This is a genomic window from Marinobacter sp. (assembly GCF_034669625.1).
GTDB lineage: Bacteria > Pseudomonadota > Gammaproteobacteria > Pseudomonadales > Oleiphilaceae > Marinobacter.
The window spans coordinates 111,338-131,371 of record NZ_JAXMOY010000007.1 but is presented as its reverse complement, the minus strand read 5'-3'; the positions used below and the strand labels follow the sequence as shown (position 1 = coordinate 131,371).

General features: G+C 55.0%; 21 protein-coding genes and 1 other RNA gene. 15 read left to right on the top strand and 7 right to left on the bottom strand.

Annotated elements, in window-relative coordinates:
• Positions 1 to 4: 4 nt before the first annotated feature.
• Both pepP and VOI14_RS08630 read right to left on the bottom strand, forming a co-directional pair.
• Positions 5 to 1,324, bottom strand: coding sequence for a Xaa-Pro aminopeptidase (pepP, locus tag VOI14_RS08635; RefSeq protein ID WP_323751638.1), 1,320 nt, complete (start codon positions 1,322 to 1,324; stop codon positions 5 to 7).
• A 12-nt stretch (positions 1,325 to 1,336) separates the two neighbouring features.
• Positions 1,337 to 1,936 carry a UPF0149 family protein gene (locus VOI14_RS08630; protein WP_323751637.1) on the bottom strand — a complete coding sequence of 200 codons (600 nt, stop codon included), beginning with the start codon at positions 1,934 to 1,936 and terminating at the stop codon, positions 1,337 to 1,339.
• 181 nt (positions 1,937 to 2,117) lie between these two features.
• Here VOI14_RS08630 and VOI14_RS08625 point away from each other — a divergent pair, with 181 nt between their 5' ends.
• Entirely contained in the window at positions 2,118 to 2,675 is a 558-nt protein-coding gene (locus tag VOI14_RS08625) for a ZrgA family zinc uptake protein (RefSeq protein WP_323751636.1), read from the top strand.
• Positions 2,676 to 2,677: 2 nt separating this feature from the next.
• Here VOI14_RS08625 and VOI14_RS08620 read toward each other — a convergent pair whose 3' ends face one another.
• Entirely contained in the window at positions 2,678 to 3,193 is a 516-nt protein-coding gene (locus tag VOI14_RS08620; RefSeq protein ID WP_323751635.1) for a DUF3299 domain-containing protein, read from the bottom strand.
• A gap of 69 nt (positions 3,194 to 3,262) precedes the next feature.
• On the opposite strand from VOI14_RS08620, the gene VOI14_RS08615 reads away from it, so the two are divergent.
• The 6 genes from VOI14_RS08615 (at position 3,263) to VOI14_RS08590 (ending at position 6,702) form a co-directional block, all read left to right on the top strand.
• Complete coding sequence (locus VOI14_RS08615) at positions 3,263 to 3,964, top strand: ABC transporter ATP-binding protein (RefSeq protein WP_323751634.1); 702 nt, start codon at positions 3,263 to 3,265, stop codon at positions 3,962 to 3,964.
• Complete coding sequence (locus VOI14_RS08610; protein WP_323751633.1) at positions 3,961 to 5,238, top strand: ABC transporter permease; 1,278 nt, start codon at positions 3,961 to 3,963, stop codon at positions 5,236 to 5,238. The genes VOI14_RS08615 and VOI14_RS08610 overlap by 4 nt, the downstream gene beginning before the upstream one ends.
• A 119-nt stretch (positions 5,239 to 5,357) precedes the next feature.
• Positions 5,358 to 5,564 carry a TIGR02449 family protein gene (locus tag VOI14_RS08605; RefSeq protein WP_323751632.1) on the top strand — a complete coding sequence of 69 codons (207 nt, stop codon included), beginning with the start codon at positions 5,358 to 5,360 and terminating at the stop codon, positions 5,562 to 5,564.
• Entirely contained in the window at positions 5,564 to 5,860 is a 297-nt protein-coding gene (locus VOI14_RS08600; RefSeq protein ID WP_323751631.1) for a cell division protein ZapA, read from the top strand. Before VOI14_RS08605 ends, VOI14_RS08600 begins: the two co-directional genes overlap by 1 nt.
• 61 nt (positions 5,861 to 5,921) lie before the next feature.
• A non-coding RNA gene (gene ssrS / locus VOI14_RS08595) (6S RNA) lies at positions 5,922 to 6,101 on the top strand.
• A gap of 4 nt (positions 6,102 to 6,105) precedes the next feature.
• Positions 6,106 to 6,702 carry a 5-formyltetrahydrofolate cyclo-ligase gene (locus VOI14_RS08590; RefSeq protein ID WP_323751630.1) on the top strand — a complete coding sequence of 199 codons (597 nt, stop codon included), beginning with the start codon at positions 6,106 to 6,108 and terminating at the stop codon, positions 6,700 to 6,702.
• On the opposite strand, the gene VOI14_RS08585 is transcribed toward VOI14_RS08590, so the two are convergent.
• Together VOI14_RS08585 and ilvA are read right to left on the bottom strand one after the other, a co-directional pair.
• Entirely contained in the window at positions 6,687 to 6,851 is a 165-nt protein-coding gene (locus VOI14_RS08585; RefSeq protein ID WP_323751629.1) for a hypothetical protein, read from the bottom strand. The genes VOI14_RS08590 and VOI14_RS08585 overlap by 16 nt on opposite strands.
• Positions 6,852 to 7,104: 253 nt before the next feature.
• Positions 7,105 to 8,640: a threonine ammonia-lyase, biosynthetic gene (ilvA, locus tag VOI14_RS08580; RefSeq protein WP_323751628.1), complete on the bottom strand. Its 1,536-nt coding sequence runs from the start codon at positions 8,638 to 8,640 to the stop codon at positions 7,105 to 7,107.
• A 133-nt stretch (positions 8,641 to 8,773) separates the two neighbouring features.
• Between ilvA and rpiA the strand changes: the two genes are divergently transcribed.
• The 3 genes from rpiA to ppa all read left to right on the top strand — a co-directional run bounded on the left by rpiA (position 8,774) and on the right by ppa (position 11,434).
• Positions 8,774 to 9,454 carry a ribose-5-phosphate isomerase RpiA gene (gene rpiA, locus VOI14_RS08575; protein ID WP_323751627.1) on the top strand — a complete coding sequence of 227 codons (681 nt, stop codon included), beginning with the start codon at positions 8,774 to 8,776 and terminating at the stop codon, positions 9,452 to 9,454.
• A gap of 132 nt (positions 9,455 to 9,586) precedes the next feature.
• The gene (locus tag VOI14_RS08570) at positions 9,587 to 10,726 is read left to right on the top strand and encodes an acyl-CoA dehydrogenase family protein (RefSeq protein ID WP_323751626.1); all 1,140 of its coding nucleotides are present in this window, start codon (positions 9,587 to 9,589) and stop codon (positions 10,724 to 10,726) included.
• Positions 10,727 to 10,906: 180 nt separating this feature from the next.
• Positions 10,907 to 11,434 carry an inorganic diphosphatase gene (gene ppa / locus VOI14_RS08565; RefSeq protein WP_323751625.1) on the top strand — a complete coding sequence of 176 codons (528 nt, stop codon included), beginning with the start codon at positions 10,907 to 10,909 and terminating at the stop codon, positions 11,432 to 11,434.
• 198 nt (positions 11,435 to 11,632) lie between these two features.
• Here ppa and VOI14_RS08560 read toward each other — a convergent pair whose 3' ends face one another.
• Positions 11,633 to 12,685, bottom strand: a complete 1,053-nt coding sequence (locus tag VOI14_RS08560) for a DUF2333 family protein (protein ID WP_323751624.1) — start codon at positions 12,683 to 12,685, stop codon at positions 11,633 to 11,635.
• 7 nt (positions 12,686 to 12,692) lie between these two features.
• Positions 12,693 to 14,693, bottom strand: coding sequence for an EAL domain-containing protein (locus VOI14_RS08555; RefSeq protein ID WP_323751623.1), 2,001 nt, complete (start codon positions 14,691 to 14,693; stop codon positions 12,693 to 12,695).
• 211 nt (positions 14,694 to 14,904) lie between these two features.
• Between VOI14_RS08555 and VOI14_RS08550 the strand changes: the two genes are divergently transcribed.
• The 5 genes from VOI14_RS08550 (at position 14,905) to prmA (ending at position 19,970) form a co-directional block, all read left to right on the top strand.
• Positions 14,905 to 16,515, top strand: coding sequence for a diguanylate cyclase (locus VOI14_RS08550; RefSeq protein WP_323751622.1), 1,611 nt, complete (start codon positions 14,905 to 14,907; stop codon positions 16,513 to 16,515).
• A 261-nt stretch (positions 16,516 to 16,776) separates the two neighbouring features.
• Positions 16,777 to 17,214 carry a type II 3-dehydroquinate dehydratase gene (gene aroQ / locus VOI14_RS08545; RefSeq protein ID WP_323751621.1) on the top strand — a complete coding sequence of 146 codons (438 nt, stop codon included), beginning with the start codon at positions 16,777 to 16,779 and terminating at the stop codon, positions 17,212 to 17,214.
• Between the two features lie 30 nt (positions 17,215 to 17,244).
• A complete protein-coding gene (accB, locus tag VOI14_RS08540; RefSeq protein WP_323751620.1) occupies positions 17,245 to 17,706 on the top strand; it encodes an acetyl-CoA carboxylase biotin carboxyl carrier protein in 462 nt (153 codons plus the stop codon).
• Positions 17,707 to 17,724: 18 nt separating this feature from the next.
• Positions 17,725 to 19,071, top strand: a complete 1,347-nt coding sequence (accC, locus tag VOI14_RS08535) for an acetyl-CoA carboxylase biotin carboxylase subunit (protein ID WP_323751619.1) — start codon at positions 17,725 to 17,727, stop codon at positions 19,069 to 19,071.
• A gap of 2 nt (positions 19,072 to 19,073) precedes the next feature.
• A complete protein-coding gene (gene prmA, locus VOI14_RS08530; protein ID WP_323751618.1) occupies positions 19,074 to 19,970 on the top strand; it encodes a 50S ribosomal protein L11 methyltransferase in 897 nt (298 codons plus the stop codon).
• Positions 19,971 to 20,034: the final 64 nt, after the last annotated feature.

Here is a 20,034-nt window from a genome sequence, read left to right as displayed (position 1 = left end):
AGGGTCAGTCCGCCATCAAAGCTTCAATATCGGCAACGTTTTTTGGCACACCGTCGGTCAATACACGGCAGCCTTCTTTGGTCACCACCACATCGTCTTCAATGCGAATACCGATTCCGCGCCATTTCTCATCCACGTCCGTGTTGTCCGGCGCGATGTACAAGCCCGGCTCTACGGTGAGCGCCATACCCGGCTCCAGCTCACGCCAGGCATCACCGACTTTGTAATCACCGACATCGTGAACATCCAGTCCCAACCAATGGCCAGTCCTGTGCATGAAAAACGGTTTGTAGGCTTCCTCAGCAATCGCGTCCTCCAAGGTGCCTGACAATAGGCCAAGGTCGATCAACCCTTGGGTCAATACATTCAGGGCCGCTTCGTGGGAATGGTTCCAGTGGTTGCCGGGGCGAACTGCGTCAATCGCGGCATACTGAGCCGCCAATACCACCTCATAGAGGGCTTTCTGCTCTGGGCTGAATTTACCGTTTACAGGGAAGGTGCGGGTAATGTCCGAGGCGTAGCAATCCAGCTCGCAGCCGGCATCGATCAACACCAGATCGCCATCTTTCAGGGGCGCCCCATTTTCGATGTAATGCAAAATACAGCCGTTAGCCCCGCCACCGACAATGGACGGATAAGCCGTTGAGCGCGCACCGTGATCCATAAAGGTGCGAATCAGCTCAGCTTCAAGGTTGTACTCGTAGCCACCCTTGCGAGCGCGTTTCATGGCATTGCAGTGCGCCTCGGCGCTGATCTCGGCCGCTTTAGCCATCATCTTCACTTCACCGGCACTTTTATACAGGCGAAGGTCGTGTAACAGGTGCTCAAGAGCCACAAACTCACCGGGAGGATGCGCACCGGCGCGCACTTTACTTCGGATTACCTTGATCCAATCCATCACTCGAGCATCGAAGGCATCGTCTTTGCCCAGCGGGTAATAAACCCGGCTTCGACCCTCGATCATACCCGGTAAAATGTCATCGATATCGGCAATCGGGAACGCATCATCTAAGCCGTAACGCTCAATGGCCCCCTCGGGGCCCACCAGAAAACCGTCCCAGAGCTCTTTTTCAGGGTTTCGCTCTTTACAGAACAGCACCGCTTCACCGTGCTCCCGCCCCGGAATCAAGGCTAACACCGCTTCCGGTTCGCCAAAGCCGGTCAGGTACTGAAAATCACTGTCTTGGCGAAACGGATGCAGCACGTCCCGATTTCGGACCCGCTCAGGTGCTGCCGGCAAGATCGCAATGCTATCCGGCGCCATAAGCGCCATCAGTTTGCGACGGCGCTCAGCGAACTCTTTGGTCGAAATCGATACAGCCATGATGCCTCCTGGTCAGTGCAAAGTCGGCGCGTTGCCTGCGGGTTTCTCGGGTTCATTAAATTCAGTGAATACGGCCAGAGCACCCAGCCGAACATACTCGGTGATTTCCAACAACTGCTGCTCACTTTCTTCATCCGACTCTTCTTCGTCAGAAAGCTGGCTGATCGCGACCAGATCCTCAATCAACTCACGAATTTCATCCGGAGCCTGGCCCAGAGACGAACCTGCCGCCAGAGCCATGCCTTCCAGAAAACCGCGAACCCAAGACACCAAGGCTTCCAATCGCTGCTCAATCGCGTAATCGTCATCCGGCAATAACGGCTGAAAGCTCATATCCGAAGACTGCAACTGAGCCAGCGTTTTGGCGTAAGCGCCGTTCATGAAAGCCGCGAGGTCTTCAGATTCCTCCAACGTCTGCTCAGCCAACCCCATGTGGTCACAAACCATGGCAAGCCAATCAGGCTCCGAGATGCGGGTGCCTGCTGCCAACTGGCCACACAGTACGCCGTGCAACTCGGACGGATGACTGAAGGCCTTATGGGCGGTGAACATGTTGGCCCATTGCTCGAACTCTGCAGCTCGGGCGGCAGCATTGGTATCGGTTTCAGACATGAAACAGCAGCTTCCTATATCGGGGGAGCTCACCTGCCGGGCAGGTAACTCCGGTAATATTTAGGGCTATATCCTAGCATTCCGCAGCAATTGTGGCACTGCCGGAGCGCTCTGGGGGTTGCTTTTCTCTCGCCCCAGGATAAAAATGTTATAACATATCGAATCTCAAGAAGGGCCCTCGATGAAACCTCAAAAACACCTAGCGCTTACCGGCATTTTGGCACTCGGTCTTTGCTCTGCCTCAGCCTTCGCCCAACAAAATCTGCAGGCCCATCAGCACGGAGTCGCCGAGCTTCAAGTTGCCATTTCAGGGGAACAAATCGACGCTCTACTGCTGTCGCCAGCCTACAACCTGGTAGGCTTTGAACACCCGCCACACTCTTCCGAACAGCAGCAAACGGTAGAATCCGCGGTCGACTGGCTCAAGAACACGGCGCTCGTAAACACAGGCGACCTACAATGTTCGCCAGAGCAATCGCATGTGCATACCAGCTGGAAAGACCAACACGACGATCACCACGAGCATCATGATGATGACCACACGGGCTCTGGGCACAGCGACATCGAGATCACCCAGCGCCTGCACTGCACTGGGCTATCAGAAGCATCAGAATTGAAAACCGAGCTGTTCGAGCGCTTCCCCGGCCTGGAACAGCTAAATGCGCAATGGGTCAGCTCGAAAGGCCAGAGCGGCGCCCGCCTGACACCCGACCAGCATCGCATTCAGCTCAGCCGATAGGATCATTCGGTATAGGGCTCGACCGAGCTGGCCTTGATTGAGTATGAGGACGCACCAATCGCGTTCTCGGTCTTTTCTATGGTCAGCTGCCCTTCAATCCAGACCGGATCGTATAGCGCTTGCAAAGTGAACCCTTCCGGGTATTTCACGTGAATAATCTGATTGGGCGGCGGTGGTGGCACGTGGATGCAGGCCCCGTAGTATGGCACCAAAAAAAATTCTAGAATGCGCATGTCCTTTGTGGTTTTCAGCGGCACCACGAAACCGGGAATCCGACCTTCGACGTTGGCCATTTCAGGCACCACTCGGCCAGTCATGATTTCATCCGGTAGCAAGGCCGGGCCATCTCCGTCATGCTCAACTTCCGGCAGGCTTTCAAGCAAAGCGAGGTCTTCTGCCGGCATCAATTCGAGCCAGTCGATTTCTCTGGGCTTTGCCTCAACCAAACAGGAAACCAAAACAAGCATCACCAGTCCAAGGCTGGCAATCATTACTCGAGCATTTAACTTCAACAACATGAAACGCTGCTCCACTTGGGGTATACCAGACGATTTCGGCCATCATACAACGGAACCAACGCTACGGACATGAACATCAATACAGCACAACAGCCGTCTCGCTCTTGCGCCATTGAAACCCATCAACTCCGGTTTCGCTGGCCCAAGCAGCCGACCCCCCTGCATTTTCCTGACATCCAACTTAACCAGGGCAAGCATCTTTTTTTGCGCGGCCCCAGTGGCACCGGGAAAAGCACGCTGCTGAGTATGCTCGCGGGCATGATGTTGCCGGAAACAGGCTCCGTTAAGCTGCTTGGAACGAGCCTGAGCGAATTGAAAGGCGGCGCGCGCGACCAATTCCGGGCCGACCACATGGGCGTTATTTTCCAGCAGTTCAATCTGGTGCCCTATCTAAGCGCGCTGGCCAATGTCACGCTGCCGTGCCGCTTATCCGGACGGCGCCGACAACAGACCCAAGACAGCCCGGAAGCCGCAGGCACGTCACTGCTGCAACAGCTTTCAATCCCCGAATCACTCTGGCACCGACAAGTCACCGAGATGTCCATCGGCCAACAGCAACGCGTTGCCGCAGCACGCGCCCTGATCGGGTCACCGGAAATCATTCTGGCGGATGAGCCCACCTCGGCACTGGATACAGATAACCGGGATCGTTTCGTGGAACTGCTCTTGAACCTGGCCCACCAACACCGCTGCTCCGTCGTGTTCGTCAGTCACGACCGGAGTCTGGCGAATCACTTCCACCATCACCTGTCACTGGGAGGTGAATCATGAACAAGCTTCGCCTGACCCTGTCACTGGCAACTTCCAGTCTCTGGTACCGGCGCAGAGTCCTTGCCTTGGTGTGCCTGACACTGACTCTCAGCGTCACGCTGCTGCTGGGCATTCAGTACCTGCGTACCGAAGTTCGACAGTCGTTTACCAGCACCATTTCCGGCACCGATCTGATTGTCGGTGCGCGCAGCGGGCAACTCAACCTGTTGCTGTATACGGTGTTCCACATTGGCAACGCCACCAACAACATTCACTGGTCCAGCTTTGACGAAATAAAAAACGATCCGCGTGTGGATTGGGCAGTACCCATTTCGCTGGGAGACAGTTATCAGGGCTACCGAGTGGTAAGCACCAACGAGCAGTTTTTGGAGAGGTTTCAGTACGGCAACGACCAAAAACTGGCACTCGCCCAGGGCCATTGGTTCTCCCACCTGTTCGATGTCACGCTCGGGGCTGACGTCGCCCGCCAACTTCAACACAACCTGGGCGACCAGATTGTGTTGTCACACGGCGGAGGACGCACCAGCTTTTCTAACCACACCGACCTGCCGTTCCAGATCACGGGCATTCTGGAAACCACCGGCACACCGATCGACCAAGCGGTTTATATCAGCCTTGAGGCCATGGAAGCCATACACGTGGGCTGGGAATCCGGCGTTGCGATTCCGGGTAGAACCTTGTCGGCAAGCACGGTCGAGGACCGATCTTTCACGCCGAACGCCATCACAGCGATGCTGCTCGGCTTGAAAAACCCGATTACGACGTTCCAACTGCAACGAGAGTTGAGCCAATTCGCCAAAGAACCCTTATCAGCCATATTACCCGGCGTCGCTCTGAGCGAACTATGGCGCATGATGGGCCAATTTGAGCAGGCTCTGCTGGGCATCAGCGTGTTTGTAGTGGCTACCAGCCTGATCGGTTTGATTGCAGTCTTGTTAACCATTCAGACGCAGCGGCACCGAGAGATCGCCATTTTGCGCGCAGTGGGCACCTCCCCCGGGCTGATCGCCTCGCTCTACAGCCTGGAGTGCGTCATGCTCGCGCTCGTGTCCTGCGCCTTGAGTTTGCTCATGGGCACCGGAGCCATATCCGCCCTCAGCCCTTGGCTGCTGGAGCATTACGGCATTCACATCGGATTGCGCGCACTGAATGCTGACGAATGGCTGCTCCTCAGTATGGTACCGGTGGTCGCCTTCGCCATTTCACTGGTGCCGTCTTGGCATCACTGGAGGAAAACCAGAAAGCTGTCCTTCGGTAGCAGCGGTCACAACTAACCTGACAGCAAAGGCGACATACTTCACGGAGCCCGCGCCATGACAATGCGGTAAATTGACCGTTGTTGTGCGGGCACTTATAGTTACTGCAATCAAAAATTATTCATACTGAGCACGTCATGGAACAGTCCGAAGTACAGTTATTAGCGGACAAGCTGGACAACTTGATCGAGCATTGCAGAAAACTCGAGAAGGACAACGCTTTACTGCGTGAAGCGCAGGACGATTGGAATCGTGAGCGCGCCCAGCTTATGCAAAAAAACGATCTTGCCAAAAACAAGATTGAAGCCATGATTGGCCGCCTTCGGGCACTGGAGCACCACTGATGTCACAGCAGTCAACCACCGTTGAAGTCAGGATCCTCGACAAAGAGTACCTGGTGGCCTGTCCTCAGGAGGAGCAAGAAGCGCTGCTGCGTGCCGCTCGGCATCTGGATAACAAGATGCGAGAAATCCGCTCTACCGGCAAGGTATTCGGCACCGAGCGCATTGCTGTGATGGCCGCACTGAACATCACGCACTCCCTGCTGGAACGAGACACTATGTCTGAAGCCACCAGCAACCTCCTGAAAGCCATGGATGACCGCCTCGACGAGGTTCTGGGCGAGCCCTCTGAGCGTTAATCTCGTAAAGACTCAGCAAAGGGGGTTGCAATTGGGGCCAGCCTTGGCCCTATAATGGTTCAACTTCCTGGGCTGTTCGCTGGTCGGGTACGTCCTCGAGCCGATGCGCTTTACCCAGGTGACCACTTCAGGACATTGTGAGCATGTCCCCTGCGGGGGAAAGCCTAATATGTCACAGCGGTCGCCGACCTTGAACTTTGGGTTCAAGGGCTACATCCGATAACGGCAGCCCGGGAAGCTTTATTTTGAACACCCTTTCCAGAAGCGATCTCCGCAAAGAATTGCGCAGCCTGCGCAACGATCTCTCTTTCGAGCAACAGCAGCAAGCCTCTGAGCACCTCGCACTGAATCTGCTTCGGCATCCGGCTTTGTATCGCGCCAAGCACATTGGTATTTATCTGGCCAATGATGGCGAAATCGATCCACACTTGTTCATCGATCTTGGGCGACGCAAAGGTATTCAGTTCTATTTGCCGGTCCTGCACTCGGTTTATCCCGGCAAGTTGGTTTTCAGCCCCTATCGGGATGGCACAGAGCTGATCCCTAATCGGTTTGGCATCCCTGAGCCCCCATTCCCGGAAGCCAGACGCAGGCCCGCCTGGTCTTTGGATGCGGTTCTGTTTCCGTTGGTCGGCTTTGATGAACGAGGTGGCAGATTAGGTATGGGCGGCGGGTTCTACGATCGTACGTTTGCGTTCAGCAGGATTCGGCCGGCGATGGCACCGAAGTTGATCGGGCTTGCCCATGAATTTCAGAAGGTTTCGTCGTTACCAATCGAACCGTGGGATGTACCTCTCCACGGTGTCGTTACAGATAAGCGGTGTTATCAATTCAAACGCTGATCGATTGACTGAATAAAACTGGTTGCGGGCACACCTCTGACAGAACGGTTATCTTCAGAGGCCTGAATGGTTGTGGTCACACCGGTAATTACCAGACCGACAGCAAAGATGAACACAATGGTGCGGATGATGTCTGGCTTGTTACCCATGGAGCACATTCCCGTTATTCGTCGCATTAAATGACTGGAAAATCAGCTGGCTATTCTTGATATCAAGAATTAGACGAAAGACTAACATGTAATCTTACTTTTACAATTTTTGGCAGGTTACCATTACGTAAGGGTTTACCCTAATAGTCAGCCGCCCCACGCAAAGACGGCAGCTTTTTCTGAACGCTCGCCTTCAAGCCTTTCTTCTACAACGTGAAAGCCCTCGTACACCGAGGGCTTTCACGTGGCGAGATTATTTGGGTTTGCAGTTACCCGCCCCCAAGAACAGCTTGTACGCCTCGTTGTCCGTCATGTTCTCGTAACGGAAGCCAACTTTTTCCAACATTTCTTCAAAGGCCTTGGTTTCGTCAGCATTCACTTGGGCGCCAAGCAGCACTCGACTGTATGCCGCACCATGGTTGCGGTAGTGGAACAAGGAGATGTTCCAGCGGGTGCCGAGAGACATGAGGAATTTCAACAGCGCGCCCGGGCGTTCGGGGAATTCGAACTGGTAGACCACTTCGTTGGTGATCGAGGGCGCGTGGCCGCCGACGAGGTGGCGGATGTGCTGTTTCGCCATGTCGCTGTCGGTGAGGTCGGTCACTGAGTAGCCGATTTCTCTCAGGTCTTGCAGCAATTCTTCCCGACCCAGCCCTCCGGCCTGGATCTGGATGCCCACGAAGATCACCGCTTGCTGGTCATCGGCGTAACGGTAATTGAACTCGGTGATACTGCGTTTGTGCAAGGCCTTGATGAACGCTTTAAAGGCGCCGGGTTGTTCCGGGATGGTCACGGCCAGAACGGCTTCGCGCTTTTCACCGATTTCGGTACGCTCCGAGATGTAGCGCAGGCGGTCGAAGTTCATGTTGGCGCCACTGAGCACGCCGGCCAGGTTTTCGCCTTCCAGATTTTCCCGCTCGATGTATTTTTTGATACCGGCCACGGACAGAGCACCGGCAGGCTCGGCAATAGAGCGGGTATCCTCAAAGACATCTTTGATGGCTGCGCAGATTTCGTCGGTACTGACGGTAATCACTTCGTCGACGGCGTCTTTGCAGATATTCCAGGGCTCTTCACCGATCTGTTTCACCGCAACGCCGTCCGCGAAGATGCCCACTTCGTCCAGCACCACTCGCTCACCCGCGGCCAGCGCAGCTTGCAGGCAATTGGAGTCTTCCGGCTCCACACCGATGATTTTGATGTCCGGGCGCAGATATTTGATGTACGCCGCCATGCCGGCAATCAAACCACCACCGCCGACCGGGATGAATACCGCGTGTAAAGGCTGCGAGTATTGCCACATCATTTCCATCGCCACGGTGCCCTGACCGGCAATCACATCGGGGTCATCGTAGGGCGGGATGTAGGTGTAGCCATGTTTGGCAATCAGTTCCTGGGCGTGCGCAGCGGCTTCGTCAAAGGCATCCCCTTTGAGCACCACTTTCGCTCCACGTTCCCGAACGGATTTTACTTTGATGTCTGGCGTGGTTTGCGGCATCACGATGATGGCTTTGATGCCCAGTTTTTTCGCCGACATGGCCACACCCTGAGCATGATTGCCCGCGGAGGCACAAATCACGCCTTTGGCTTTCTGCTCTTCAGAGAGCTGTGCAATCCGGTTGTATGCGCCACGAATCTTGAAGGAAAACACCGGCTGAAGATCTTCGCGCTTGAGCATAATGTTGTTGCCAAAGCGAGCGGACAGACTACGGGCTTCAGTTAGCGGTGTCTCGATGGCGATGTCATAGACCCGCGCATCGAGGATCTTCTTGATGTAGCGTTGCGGCATGATGGTTCCGGTTGCTGATGATGGGCTGGAAAAAACGTACAGTGTAGGAACTTTGCACGGTTGCCGTCTATAAGCAGAACGCCTGCGAGCGTATAATGCTGATAAATCCATCCGATCTCACCCGGAGCGCCGCATGACTCAGGACGAACTGAAAAAAGCCGTGGCAAAAGCCGCAATGGACCATATTGCCCCACACCTGAACCGAAAAAGCGTCATTGGGGTCGGTACCGGCAGCACCGCCAACTTCTTTATCGATTTTCTGGCCGACTACAAAAACGAGTTTGACGGCGCAGTCGCCTCTTCCGAAGCCACCGCCGAGCGTTTGAAGGGGCACGGCATTCCGGTGTACGACCTGAACGCGATCGACGAACTGGAGTTTTACGTCGACGGCGCAGATGAAACCAACGAACGATTGGAACTCATTAAAGGCGGCGGAGCGGCTCTCACCCGCGAAAAAATCGTCGCCGCCGTGGCGAAAACCTTCATCTGCATTGCTGATGAGTCGAAAAAAGTCGATATTCTGGGCGCCTTCCCTCTGCCCGTTGAAGTCATTCCCATGGCCCGCAGCCACGTTGGCCGTGAGATTGTGAAACTCGGCGGTGACCCGGTGTATCGCGACGGCGTCACCACCGACAACGGCAACATCATCATCGACATCCACAACATGGACATCTCCCGCCCGATTCAAATCGAAGAGAAAATCAACAATATTGTGGGCGTGGTCACCAATGGTCTGTTCGCACGTCGCCCTGCCGACCTGCTGTTGCTGGGCACCAGCGAAGGCGTACAAAGCATTCCTCGCCAAGACAGCTAATACCGCTGCGAAAGGCCCCAAAGCCGACTGATCAGTCGGCTTTTTTACACTCCACCCACAAACCAAGCGCTTGCTTGGTATCGATATTTGAGCGACACTCGGCCTACCCCAAGAACAAGAAGGAAAGCCAAAGTGTCTGACTACTTTAACGAAACCCACGAACAGGTGCGCCTGACTGCCCGTAAATTCATAGACACCCACGTCCGCCCTAATATCGACGAATGGGAAGAAGCGGGCGAGTTTCCGCGGGAGATCTATCAAAAGGCTGGCGAAGCGGGCCTTCTCGGCATCGGATTTCCGGAAGCACTGGGCGGCATTAGTGAAGGCGACATTTTCCTGAAGGTAGCCGTCTCCGAAGAACTGATGTGCTCCACTTCCGGTGGCTTCGTGGCCAGCATCGGCTCCCTCGACATCGGCCTGCCACCGGTGGCCAAATGGGCAAAACAGGAAATCCGGGAACAGATCGTACCCCCGGTGCTACGCGGTGAAAAAATCTCTGCCCTCGCCGTCACCGAGCCGGGAGGCGGCTCCGACGTTGCCAACATCAAAACCCGCGCGGTTCGCGACGGCGACCATTACATCGTCAACGGCAGCAAAACCTTCATCACCAGCGGCAGCCGCGCCGACCACTACACCGTTGCTGTACGCACCGGCGGCGAAGGCCACGCCGGCATCAGCCTGCTGCTGATCGACCGCGACATGCCCGGCTTTTCCAACGGCAACAAACTTCGCAAAATGGGTTGGTGGGCCAGCGACACCGCCGAACTCTTCTTCGAAGACTGCCGAGTCCCTGCCGACCGCCTGATCGGCGCTGAAAACGCCGGCTTCATCGCCATCATGAGCAACTTCCTGGCCGAACGCCTGAGCCTGTCAATCATGGCCTACATGACCGCTCAACTGGCCTACGAAGCCGCGCTGGACTACACCAAACAACGCCAGGCTTTCGGCCGCCCGGTCTCCGGCTTTCAGGTCACGCGCCACAAACTCGTCGACATGGCCACCCAGATCGACATTGCCCGAGAGTACACCTATCGCTGTGCGGCGCTGATGCAAGCGGGCAAGAACCCCATCAAGCAAGTCGCTATGGCTAAAAACTTCTCGGTGGATGTCTGCGAAAAAGTCACCCGCGAAGCCGTGCAACTATTCGGTGGCATGGGCTTCATGCGCGAATCCGTGGTCGATCGCCTGTACCGCGACGCCAAGATCCTCTCCATCGGCGGCGGCACCACTGAAATCATGAAAGAACTAATCGCCAAACAGATCCGGCTATAGACAAAAATTTTAAGCAAATACGGGCCCTTGCGGCGGAAGCCCTCCCAAAACCGTTGAGGGCTTTCGCTTTGGCCACCACGCCTACCAACGTTTAGTTTCGAATGCCTGTAGAGTTCCGTATAATTGCGTCCACTTTTCGAACACCGTTAAACGAACCTAACCTATCAGGAAGGAACTCACATGCAATTCGATAACATCCCAGCGGGCAAAAACCCGCCAGAAGATATCTACGTAGCCATCGAAATCCCGGCTAACAGCTCCCCAGTCAAGTACGAACTCGACAAAGACATGGGCGCCCTGCTGGTAGACCGTTTCATGGCCACGCCAATGTTCTACCCGGCCAACTACGGCTTCATCCCTCACACCCTGGCTGACGACGGCGACCCGCTGGACGTACTGGTTGTGACCCCTTACCCAATCCAGGCTGGCTCCGTCATTCGCTGCCGCCCGGTTGGCGTACTGAACATGGAAGACGAAGCCGGTGGCGACGCCAAGCTGGTCGCTGTACCGCACGACAAACTGACCACCATTTACCAGGACGTTAAAGAAATTGACGACCTGCCAAGTCTTCTGCGCGACCAGATTCGTCACTTCTTCGAGAACTACAAAACTCTCGAGTCTGGCAAATGGGTAAAAGTACAAGGCTGGGGCAACGCTGCCGAAGCCAAGCAGGCCATCGTAGACTCGGTTAACGCCTACAAAGGCTAATCGCGTTTCGGGCAGGAAAACTGAACGGCTCCGGAGAACCCTTGCTCCGGAGCCGTTTTTTTGGTTTCGCAACCACTCGGTGCGGTCCAGCACCCCCATTACAGAAAACCCCCGCCAAATTGGCGAGGGTTTGTCAGTAATCCAGGGGCCTCTGCAGGAGTGCCCGTTTTATTGATTCGATCACATGCCAAACGGGCATTAACCCCGTGACAACAGATCCCGCATGTCGCTGATCGCCGCGTTAGCCCGCGACAAATACGCCGCCATCGTCAACGAGTGGTTGGCCAACAACCCAAACCCGCTACCGTTCAGGATCACCGGGCTCCACATGGACTCCTGAGTGCCCTCCAACTCAATGATGATCTGCTGCACACTCGCCATCGCGTTCTTGTCCTGCAGTACCTTTCGGAAGTCCACTTCCATCGCCCGGAAAATATGCAACAAGGCCCACGCGGTGCCGCGCGCTTCATAGAACACATCGTCGATTCTCGTCCAATCGGTCTTCACATCCTCGCCGCTCACCGCTTCAGACAGTGGATCGTTCTCATCAACGTTCGACATGGTTTCGCCAACAGAGGCTTTACCCACGCTTTCGCTCAAGGTTCTGGACAGGCTGCCCAAACGCGTTTCAAGATCGGCCAGCCAATTATTCAGGTTGTCCGCACGAGCAAAAAACTGGGCATTGCTTTGCTGCGGGTCCGACAGACGATTCAAGTAACGCTTGAGCGCATTAATGCCACGGCGGTATTCGTTTTCAGTGGAGGGAATCGCCCAGCTCTCGCTGTCAAAATGCAACTGAGGCTCCGCAATGATCAGATCAGGATCTTCCGCAGACTGACTCTGAGACCGGCTTATGTCTTTGCGAAGAGCCCGGGACAGATCACGCAACTGAACCAATACGCCGTATTCCCAGTTCGGCATGTTGTCCATCCAGAGTCCGGGAGGAAAGATATCATTCGAGATATAGCCACCCGGCTTATCCAAAAGCGTCTCAGCCAAACGAACCATGGTGGCGGTGGTTGCAAACCCGGCAACAGGTTCGCGCTCCATGGAACTGGCCAAAGTGCGGGTATGCTCCCGTACCGAAAAACTGTCGGGCTCACTACTCCAGATGATCCCCAACACAATGGTAATCAGCAGGTACACCACCAGCAGCGCCAAGATAAATTTTCCGATTACACCACTGCCACCGGTGTAATCCTGAACATCTTCTTTCTTGTCCTTGAAGTACTGTCTGATTTTGCCCGGCATATAACGTTTACTCTCCAGTTGATTTCTCATCGGCCGCGAAGGGGCGCCCAAGATGGTAGCCCATGGCACCATCAATGCCCAATTTACAGAGTACCGAGTATTCCTCACTTCTTTCTACACCCGTGGCGAAAACTTTCACCCCCCGGCTGCGCGCAATACCGACAACCGACTCGAGCCAGAATCGATTATCCTCGTGGCTATCCAGGTCATGAACAAAACTGTTATCGACACGCAAACCGCTCAACGGCAAGTTGCGCAGATAATTGAAGGGTACGCCCCCAACACCAAAGCGATCCACAATCACCGGGACGCCCAGCTTGACCAACGCTCGAATCAGTTGACTCGCCTGCGCCCGATGGTGATGCAGCGTCATTTCCGAAATGCCGACCCATAGGCGACCATTCAAGGCGCTTGCCGCTCCGAGCATGGCCAGCACATCTTTCGTGAAGGTTTTATCGGCTACCGATGCTGAGCCCAACGAAATCGCAAGATGCTCTGTAGGTTTGCTCTCCAGTCGCTCTAACACACTGGCAACCAGAACCCGATCAATATCGGCGATCAGGCCGAGACGCTCGGCCATGGGCACAAAGGCTCCCGCTTTCAGAACACCGTCAGGCGTACAAATCCGGGAAAATACCTGAAAATACTCCAATGCCTGATCCAGACCTTTCACCATTGGCTGCAGCCACAACGACAAGCTCTGATCACGAATTGCATCGCTGATGATGTCGCGCCAGGTTTCCATCGTGTGGTATGTATCGGCACTAGCATCCTTAATCCAGCAACAGGATTCGTCACGTTGTTGGGCCATCCGCAACGCTGAGTCTGCGGCTGCCATCAAGTCGCGGACACCCGCCTCGGGGGATGCGACGGCAAGCCCCGCATGAACACTGGTTTCAACCGGTGCAGCTAGATCCGAATAAAGCCCATCCAGTTTCTCGATTAACGCCTCCGACCACACTTTGACATCTACTGCCGAGGCACCCGGAAGATAGACCGCAAACTGAGCCCCTGTTCTGCGCCCAGCAAACGCCCCTCCATGCTTCTTCACAAACGCGTTGATCATCTTGGCGACTCGCTTCAATAACTCGTCGCCCTCCTCGCGACCATGGCTCTGGTTGTATTCGCCAAAACAAGTAAGTTGAAGCATCATCAGCACCCCCGGCGCCGACTTTTCCTCTGACTCAACCTCCACTTTCAATCGCTGCTCAAATGCACTGCGGCTTGCCAGCCCCGTCACTGCGTCTTCGTTATTCACTTTGCGTAAATGCTGGATCAGCTTGCCCTGACCCGCAAACAGCTGCCCCAGGTCATCCGCCATCTGATTCATGGCTTCGGTCACCTGATTCAGCTCACGAGTAGAACGCATCCTCACCCGTTTCCTGAAATCCCTCCGGCTCAGCGCTCGGGCCTGTTTCTCCAGCTCTTTCAGCGGACGGAGTAAGCGTCGCAGCAAAAACCATAACGCCAGCATTCCGACACCGCCAATCAATATCACCGCAGCCAGCAAACCCACGGTGATTCGCCACAGGTCGTCGTAGGCTCTGCCTAGGTTGCTGACCACCTGCACAGTTCCCAGCTGGGCCCACCCTCGAACGACTTGCGCCATCCCCTCCGGCTTTGGCAGTGCCACTATCCGGACAAACCAATCGGGTGCTACCACCGTTCGCAAGGGCATTACCCTACCCGCAAGCATGATGCCTTCATGGCCGACAAACTTCACTGAAAGGTAACTACCACTATCGAACACTGCGTCAATCAAAGACGAGGCCGCCACAATATCGGAGGCATCTACAGCCTTAGACAGCGATACGCCGGTCGCCGTTGCGGCGTCTTGAGCGTGCTCTAAATGCTGCGAGGAAACATAATTTCGGAACGTACTGAAACTCACCGAAAAAATGGCCAACAAAATCAGCACTAACAAACTTCCGGTGAAGACCAACAGCAACGCCCGAAGGCTCAGCATGCCGTATTGCCGTCGGCTGCTCTTAACCTGCATCTCTGCCATAAAGATCCAAGACCTCGGGCCGAATTTAAAGACGCATCAAACTCTGTGACCGCCATCAAGAGTTGACAAAGATTTACAAAGTGTCGCCTACGTCAACAACATTAAACACTATAGACTCTACCCAAGGACTATGAAGCCTCTGTACAACGTGACAACAAAATAAGTTCGCCCTGCCGGATAGAAAAACCTATAACAGAAAGGCCCGAGCACAATGAACGACGAAAGCCAGAAGGAAAAACTCAGACAACATTTTGCGCGCCGAGTGACCACCCAAGCCCGCGTCGTTCTGGATACCTGGCAAAAGATTCACGACGACTCAATACAAGCCCCGTCTTACAGAAGTGCATTCGAAACAGCGGCCGACAAACTGGTTCGATACGCGCGCCGTTTCGAGATGGAAAAGCACGCACGCGCTGGCGACCTTATTCTGGAACGACTGGCAAGTTGGCGCCCTGACACCCCGCTCAGTGGCGACCAACAACAGGCTCTGGAAGAGTCGATGGAAGCTCTTCGACACTGCACCCAACGACGCAGTGATGAAAACAACGACGCCCCACACCCATTCCGTCGAACTCCGGTCTACCTTGCGCTCGCCGACGCAGAGTCCGCGACCAGAATGATTAAACAACTCGAGTTTTTCGGTTTTCGTGCCTCGGCCTACAACACACCCAATGAACTGATCGCAGCTTGCGCACTGAGCAAACCCGAAACCATCCTCATCGATATCAACTTTGGGGGCAGAACGTCGTCCGGGATAGCCACGATTGAGCATCTGCAAGAACAGCACGACACCCCCATTCCCATTATTTTCCTGAGCGACGAAGACGGCTCTATAGAAACCCGGCTGAGGGCTTCCCGTTGCGGTGGTGAAGAGTTTTTCTACCCGGCCGCAGATCCTGGTCAGCTGATCGAGAAAATAGAAACCTACACCCATGGTAATACGGTCGAGCCTTATCGGGTGTTGGTTCTCGACGATTCCCGGGCTCAGGCCAAATTTATGGAAACGGTGCTGAAGAAAGCAGGCATGAATGCCTATATCATCACCGACCCGATGCAAATCATTGCGGCACTGGATGATTTCTCTCCAGAAATAATCCTGCTCGACATGTACATGCCCGGTTGTACAGGCATGGAGATCGCACGCGTTATTCGGCAACAGGACAGATTTCACAGCGTACCGATCATCTACTTGTCGGCCGAAGACGACGTCGGCAAACAATTGCACGCTATGAGCCTGGGTGGCGATGATTTTCTGACCAAACCGGTTGACCCCAAGCACTTGATAGCCACGCTGCACAACCGGGGGCGCCGCGCCCGTTCGTTGCTGGCGCTGATGATTCGGGACAGTCTGACGGGACTCTTCAACCACACCCACACCCTTTACCTGCTGGATCAGGAAATCGTGCGGGCGCGACAGAAAGATCAGCCGCTGTGCTTCGCCATGATCGATCTGGACTACTTCAAAAAAGTGAACGACACCTTTGGCCACCCCATCGGGGATCGCATTCTTAGAAGTCTGTCCATGTTCCTGAAGCAGCGGCTGCGTAAAACCGACCACATTGGACGTTATGGCGGAGAAGAATTCGCGTTGATTTTGCCCAACACCCGCCCCGGAGATGCCCGCAACGTAGTCAATGAAATACGGGAACGATTTGCGGAGCTCGTGCAAGAGGCCGGCGACCTCCAATTTAAAGTCACGTTCAGTTGCGGTCTGGCTGCCTGGCAAGGAGACAGTTCCCAATCCTTGTGCGAACGAGCCGACCAAGTCCTGTACGTATCCAAAGCCAACGGTCGAAACTGCGTAACGCTGGCAGAAGACTGACCCCACCGGACCGGGCAATACGCCCGGTCCATGAAACCAATGTCGAATACCCGCCCTGTTCGCCATCATCGACAATGATTGCCATCAACGAAATGTCATCGCACCTGAGGCAATTGCTGTGTAATCTTTTTTTCAGGATCGAAAGACTAAACTGAAGATTATTAAAAAGTATTGATCTGAAGCGAATAAGTACGCACCATTTAGCTAAAATGCTGTTATCTTCGGCGATCCTGTTTAAAAACAATTAAGGCAAACTTCATCATGTCGACCATACTTGTGCTACATGGCCCCAATCTTAATATGCTCGGTACACGCGAGCCCGAGGTCTATGGCTATGAGACGCTGGCCGATATCGACGACCGCATGCGACATCAAGCGGCCGAGCAAGGCCACCACCTACTGCACCTGCAATCGAATGCAGAGTATGAGCTGATAGATCGAATACACGAAGCCCGGGCTGAAGGGGTGGACTTCATCATTATTAACCCCGCCGCCTTCACCCACACCAGCGTCGCCCTGAGGGACGCTTTGCTGGCAACCGGCATTCCTTTTATTGAAGTGCACCTGTCTAACGTGCACGCACGGGAACCGTTCCGGCACCACTCGTATTTTTCAGATATCGCCCAAGGCGTTATCTGCGGTTTAGGCAGCCAAGGTTACGATCTTGCTTTACAGGCTGCCCTGCAAAAAATTCACTGATAGACCAGAGACAACGGGACTGGAATAGTTATGGATATTCGTAAAATCAAAAAACTGATTGAACTGCTCGAGGAATCGGACGTCGAGGAGTTGGAAATTCACGAAGGGGATGATTCCGTTCGCATTTCCCGCCGTCGCGAGCAGCCTGCCGCCGGCCAATTCGTGAGCCACTACTCAGCCCCCGCACCCCAAGCTGCCCCGGCACCTGCCAGCGCCCCAGTGCCTGAGGAAGCCTCCGCTGCCCCGGCCGCCATTAATGGCCACGCGCTGAAATCGCCGATGGTTGGCACTTTCTACCGGTCGCCCTCTCCTTCCTCAGCTGCGTTTGTAGAAGTCGGCCAATCGGTCAAGGCTGGCGACGTTATTTGCATTGTTGAAGCAATGAAGATGATGAACCAGATTGAAGCAGACAAGTCTGGCACCATCACCGAAATTCTGGTCGAAAATGGCCAGCCGGTGGAGTTTGACCAACCTCTGGTCGTCATTTCCTGAATCTGGTGATTGCTACCCATGGCTATGTTAGAAAAAGTTCTGATCGCAAACCGCGGTGAAATCGCTCTGCGTATACTCCGCGCCTGCAAAGAGCTAGGCATTAAAACGGTGGCGGTTCACTCTCAGGTAGACCGCGACCTGATGCACGTTCGCCTGGCAAATGAAACCGTCTGCATCGGCCCGAACAGTCCGACAGACAGCTATCTGAACATCCCGGCGATTATCAGTGCGGCGGAAGTGACAGATTCTGTCGGCATCCACCCCGGCTACGGCTTTCTGGCAGAAAACGCAGACTTTGCGGAGCAAGTCGAGAAAAGCGGGTTCCGCTTCATCGGCCCGAGAGCAGAGACCATTCGCCTGATGGGCAACAAAGTCTCTGCGATCGAAGCCATGAAGAAAGCTGGCGTACCGACGGTTCCCGGCTCGGACGGCCCTCTCACCGATGACGATGAGCGGACGTTGCAGGTAGCCCGCAAGATCGGCTACCCGGTCATGATCAAAGCAGCTTCCGGCGGCGGTGGTCGCGGCATGCAGGTGGTTCACTCAGAGGCAGCCCTGCTCAAAGCCGTTCAGATCACTCAGTCAGAAGCAAAGAACGCCTTCGGCGATCCCACGGTTTATCTGGAAAAGTTTCTGGAAACACCGCGCCATGTTGAGGTTCAGGTTCTCGCCGACATGCACGGCAACGTGATCCATCTGGGCGACCGCGACTGCTCTATGCAGCGCCGCAACCAGAAGGTCATTGAAGAAGCACCGGCCCCGAACATCAATCCGGAATCCCGCGAGCGCACTCTCAAAGCCTGCACCGATGCTTGCAAAGAAATCGGTTACGTAGGCGCCGGCACCTTCGAATTCCTGTATCAGGACGGTGAGTTCTACTTCATCGAAATGAACACCCGCGTTCAGGTAGAACACCCGGTATCCGAAATGGTCACTGGCGTGGACATCGTCCGCGAACAGTTGCGCATTGCCAGCGGGTTGCCACTGGAATATAGCCAGGACGAAATCCAGATTTCCGGTCATGCCATGGAATGTCGGATCAACGCTGAGGACCCTCAGACCTTCGCGCCTAGCCCTGGCAAGATCAAACATTTTCATGCCCCAGGCGGCAACGGTGTTCGTGTCGACTCCCATCTGTACAGCGGCTACACCGTGCCTCCGTACTACGACTCGCTGATCGCCAAGTTGATAACCTGGGGTGACGATCGAAACATCGCACGCCGGCGCATGAAGAACGCGTTAGATGAAATGTTGGTTGAGGGCATCAAGACGAATCAGCCACTGCACAGAAAACTGGTGCGCGATGGAGGTTTTAAACAGGTAGACTTCACCATTCACTACCTTGAAAAACTGATACAGGATTAACCATGCCCTGGATACAACTCCAGATTCCAGCTGATCCCGACAATGCGGATCAGCTGGAAGACCTGCTTATGGAAATGGGTTCGGATGCCGTTTCCATGGAAGACGCCGCCGACCAACCCCTCTACGAACCGGACCCGGGCACAACGCCCTTATGGAGCCAAACCACCGTAACCGGTCTGTTTCAATCAGACCGCGATATCGACCAACTGTGCTCTGATATCCGGAATGCCTGGCACCAGCAAACTCAGCAAACGCTTGCGGAAATTGAGGTCACGCTGGTCGAAGACAAGGATTGGGAGCGAGCCTGGATGGACGACTTCCATCCGCTTCGCTTTGGTGAGCGGCTCTGGATTGTTCCCAGCTGGCACGAAGCGCCAGACCCGGACGCAGCCAACCTGCTTCTGGACCCGGGCCTCGCATTCGGCACTGGCACGCACCCCACGACCGCCCTTTGCTTACAATGGCTTGATGGTGCGGACGTTGAAGGCAAACAAGTGATCGACTATGGCTGCGGCTCCGGCATTCTAGGCCTTGCAGCCCTGCTTCTGGGTGCCAACCACGTTATTGGTGTGGACACCGACCCGCAGGCTCTGGAAGCCAGCCGGGAGAATGCTCGGCGCAATAGCGTTGAAGATGATCGGCTTGACCTGTATTTACCCGGCAGTGATCCCGACACTCAAGCGGATGTCATGCTCGCCAACATTCTGGCCCAACCGTTGATTGGTCTGGCGCCCCGATTGGCCGCCCTGACTCGCACAGGTGGCAGCCTGGTACTCTCGGGCATTCTGTCGAATCAGGCCCGGGAAGTGATGGAAGCCTACGAACCTTGGTTCATCATGGACGAACCCGAACAGAAAGAAGAGTGGATCCGCCTCACAGGAAGGCGCAAGGGCGAGTGACGAATCAAACGTTTACGTCTAAACTGCGTGGTTCCTAGTAATCACGCAGTGACTAAGCGTTCAG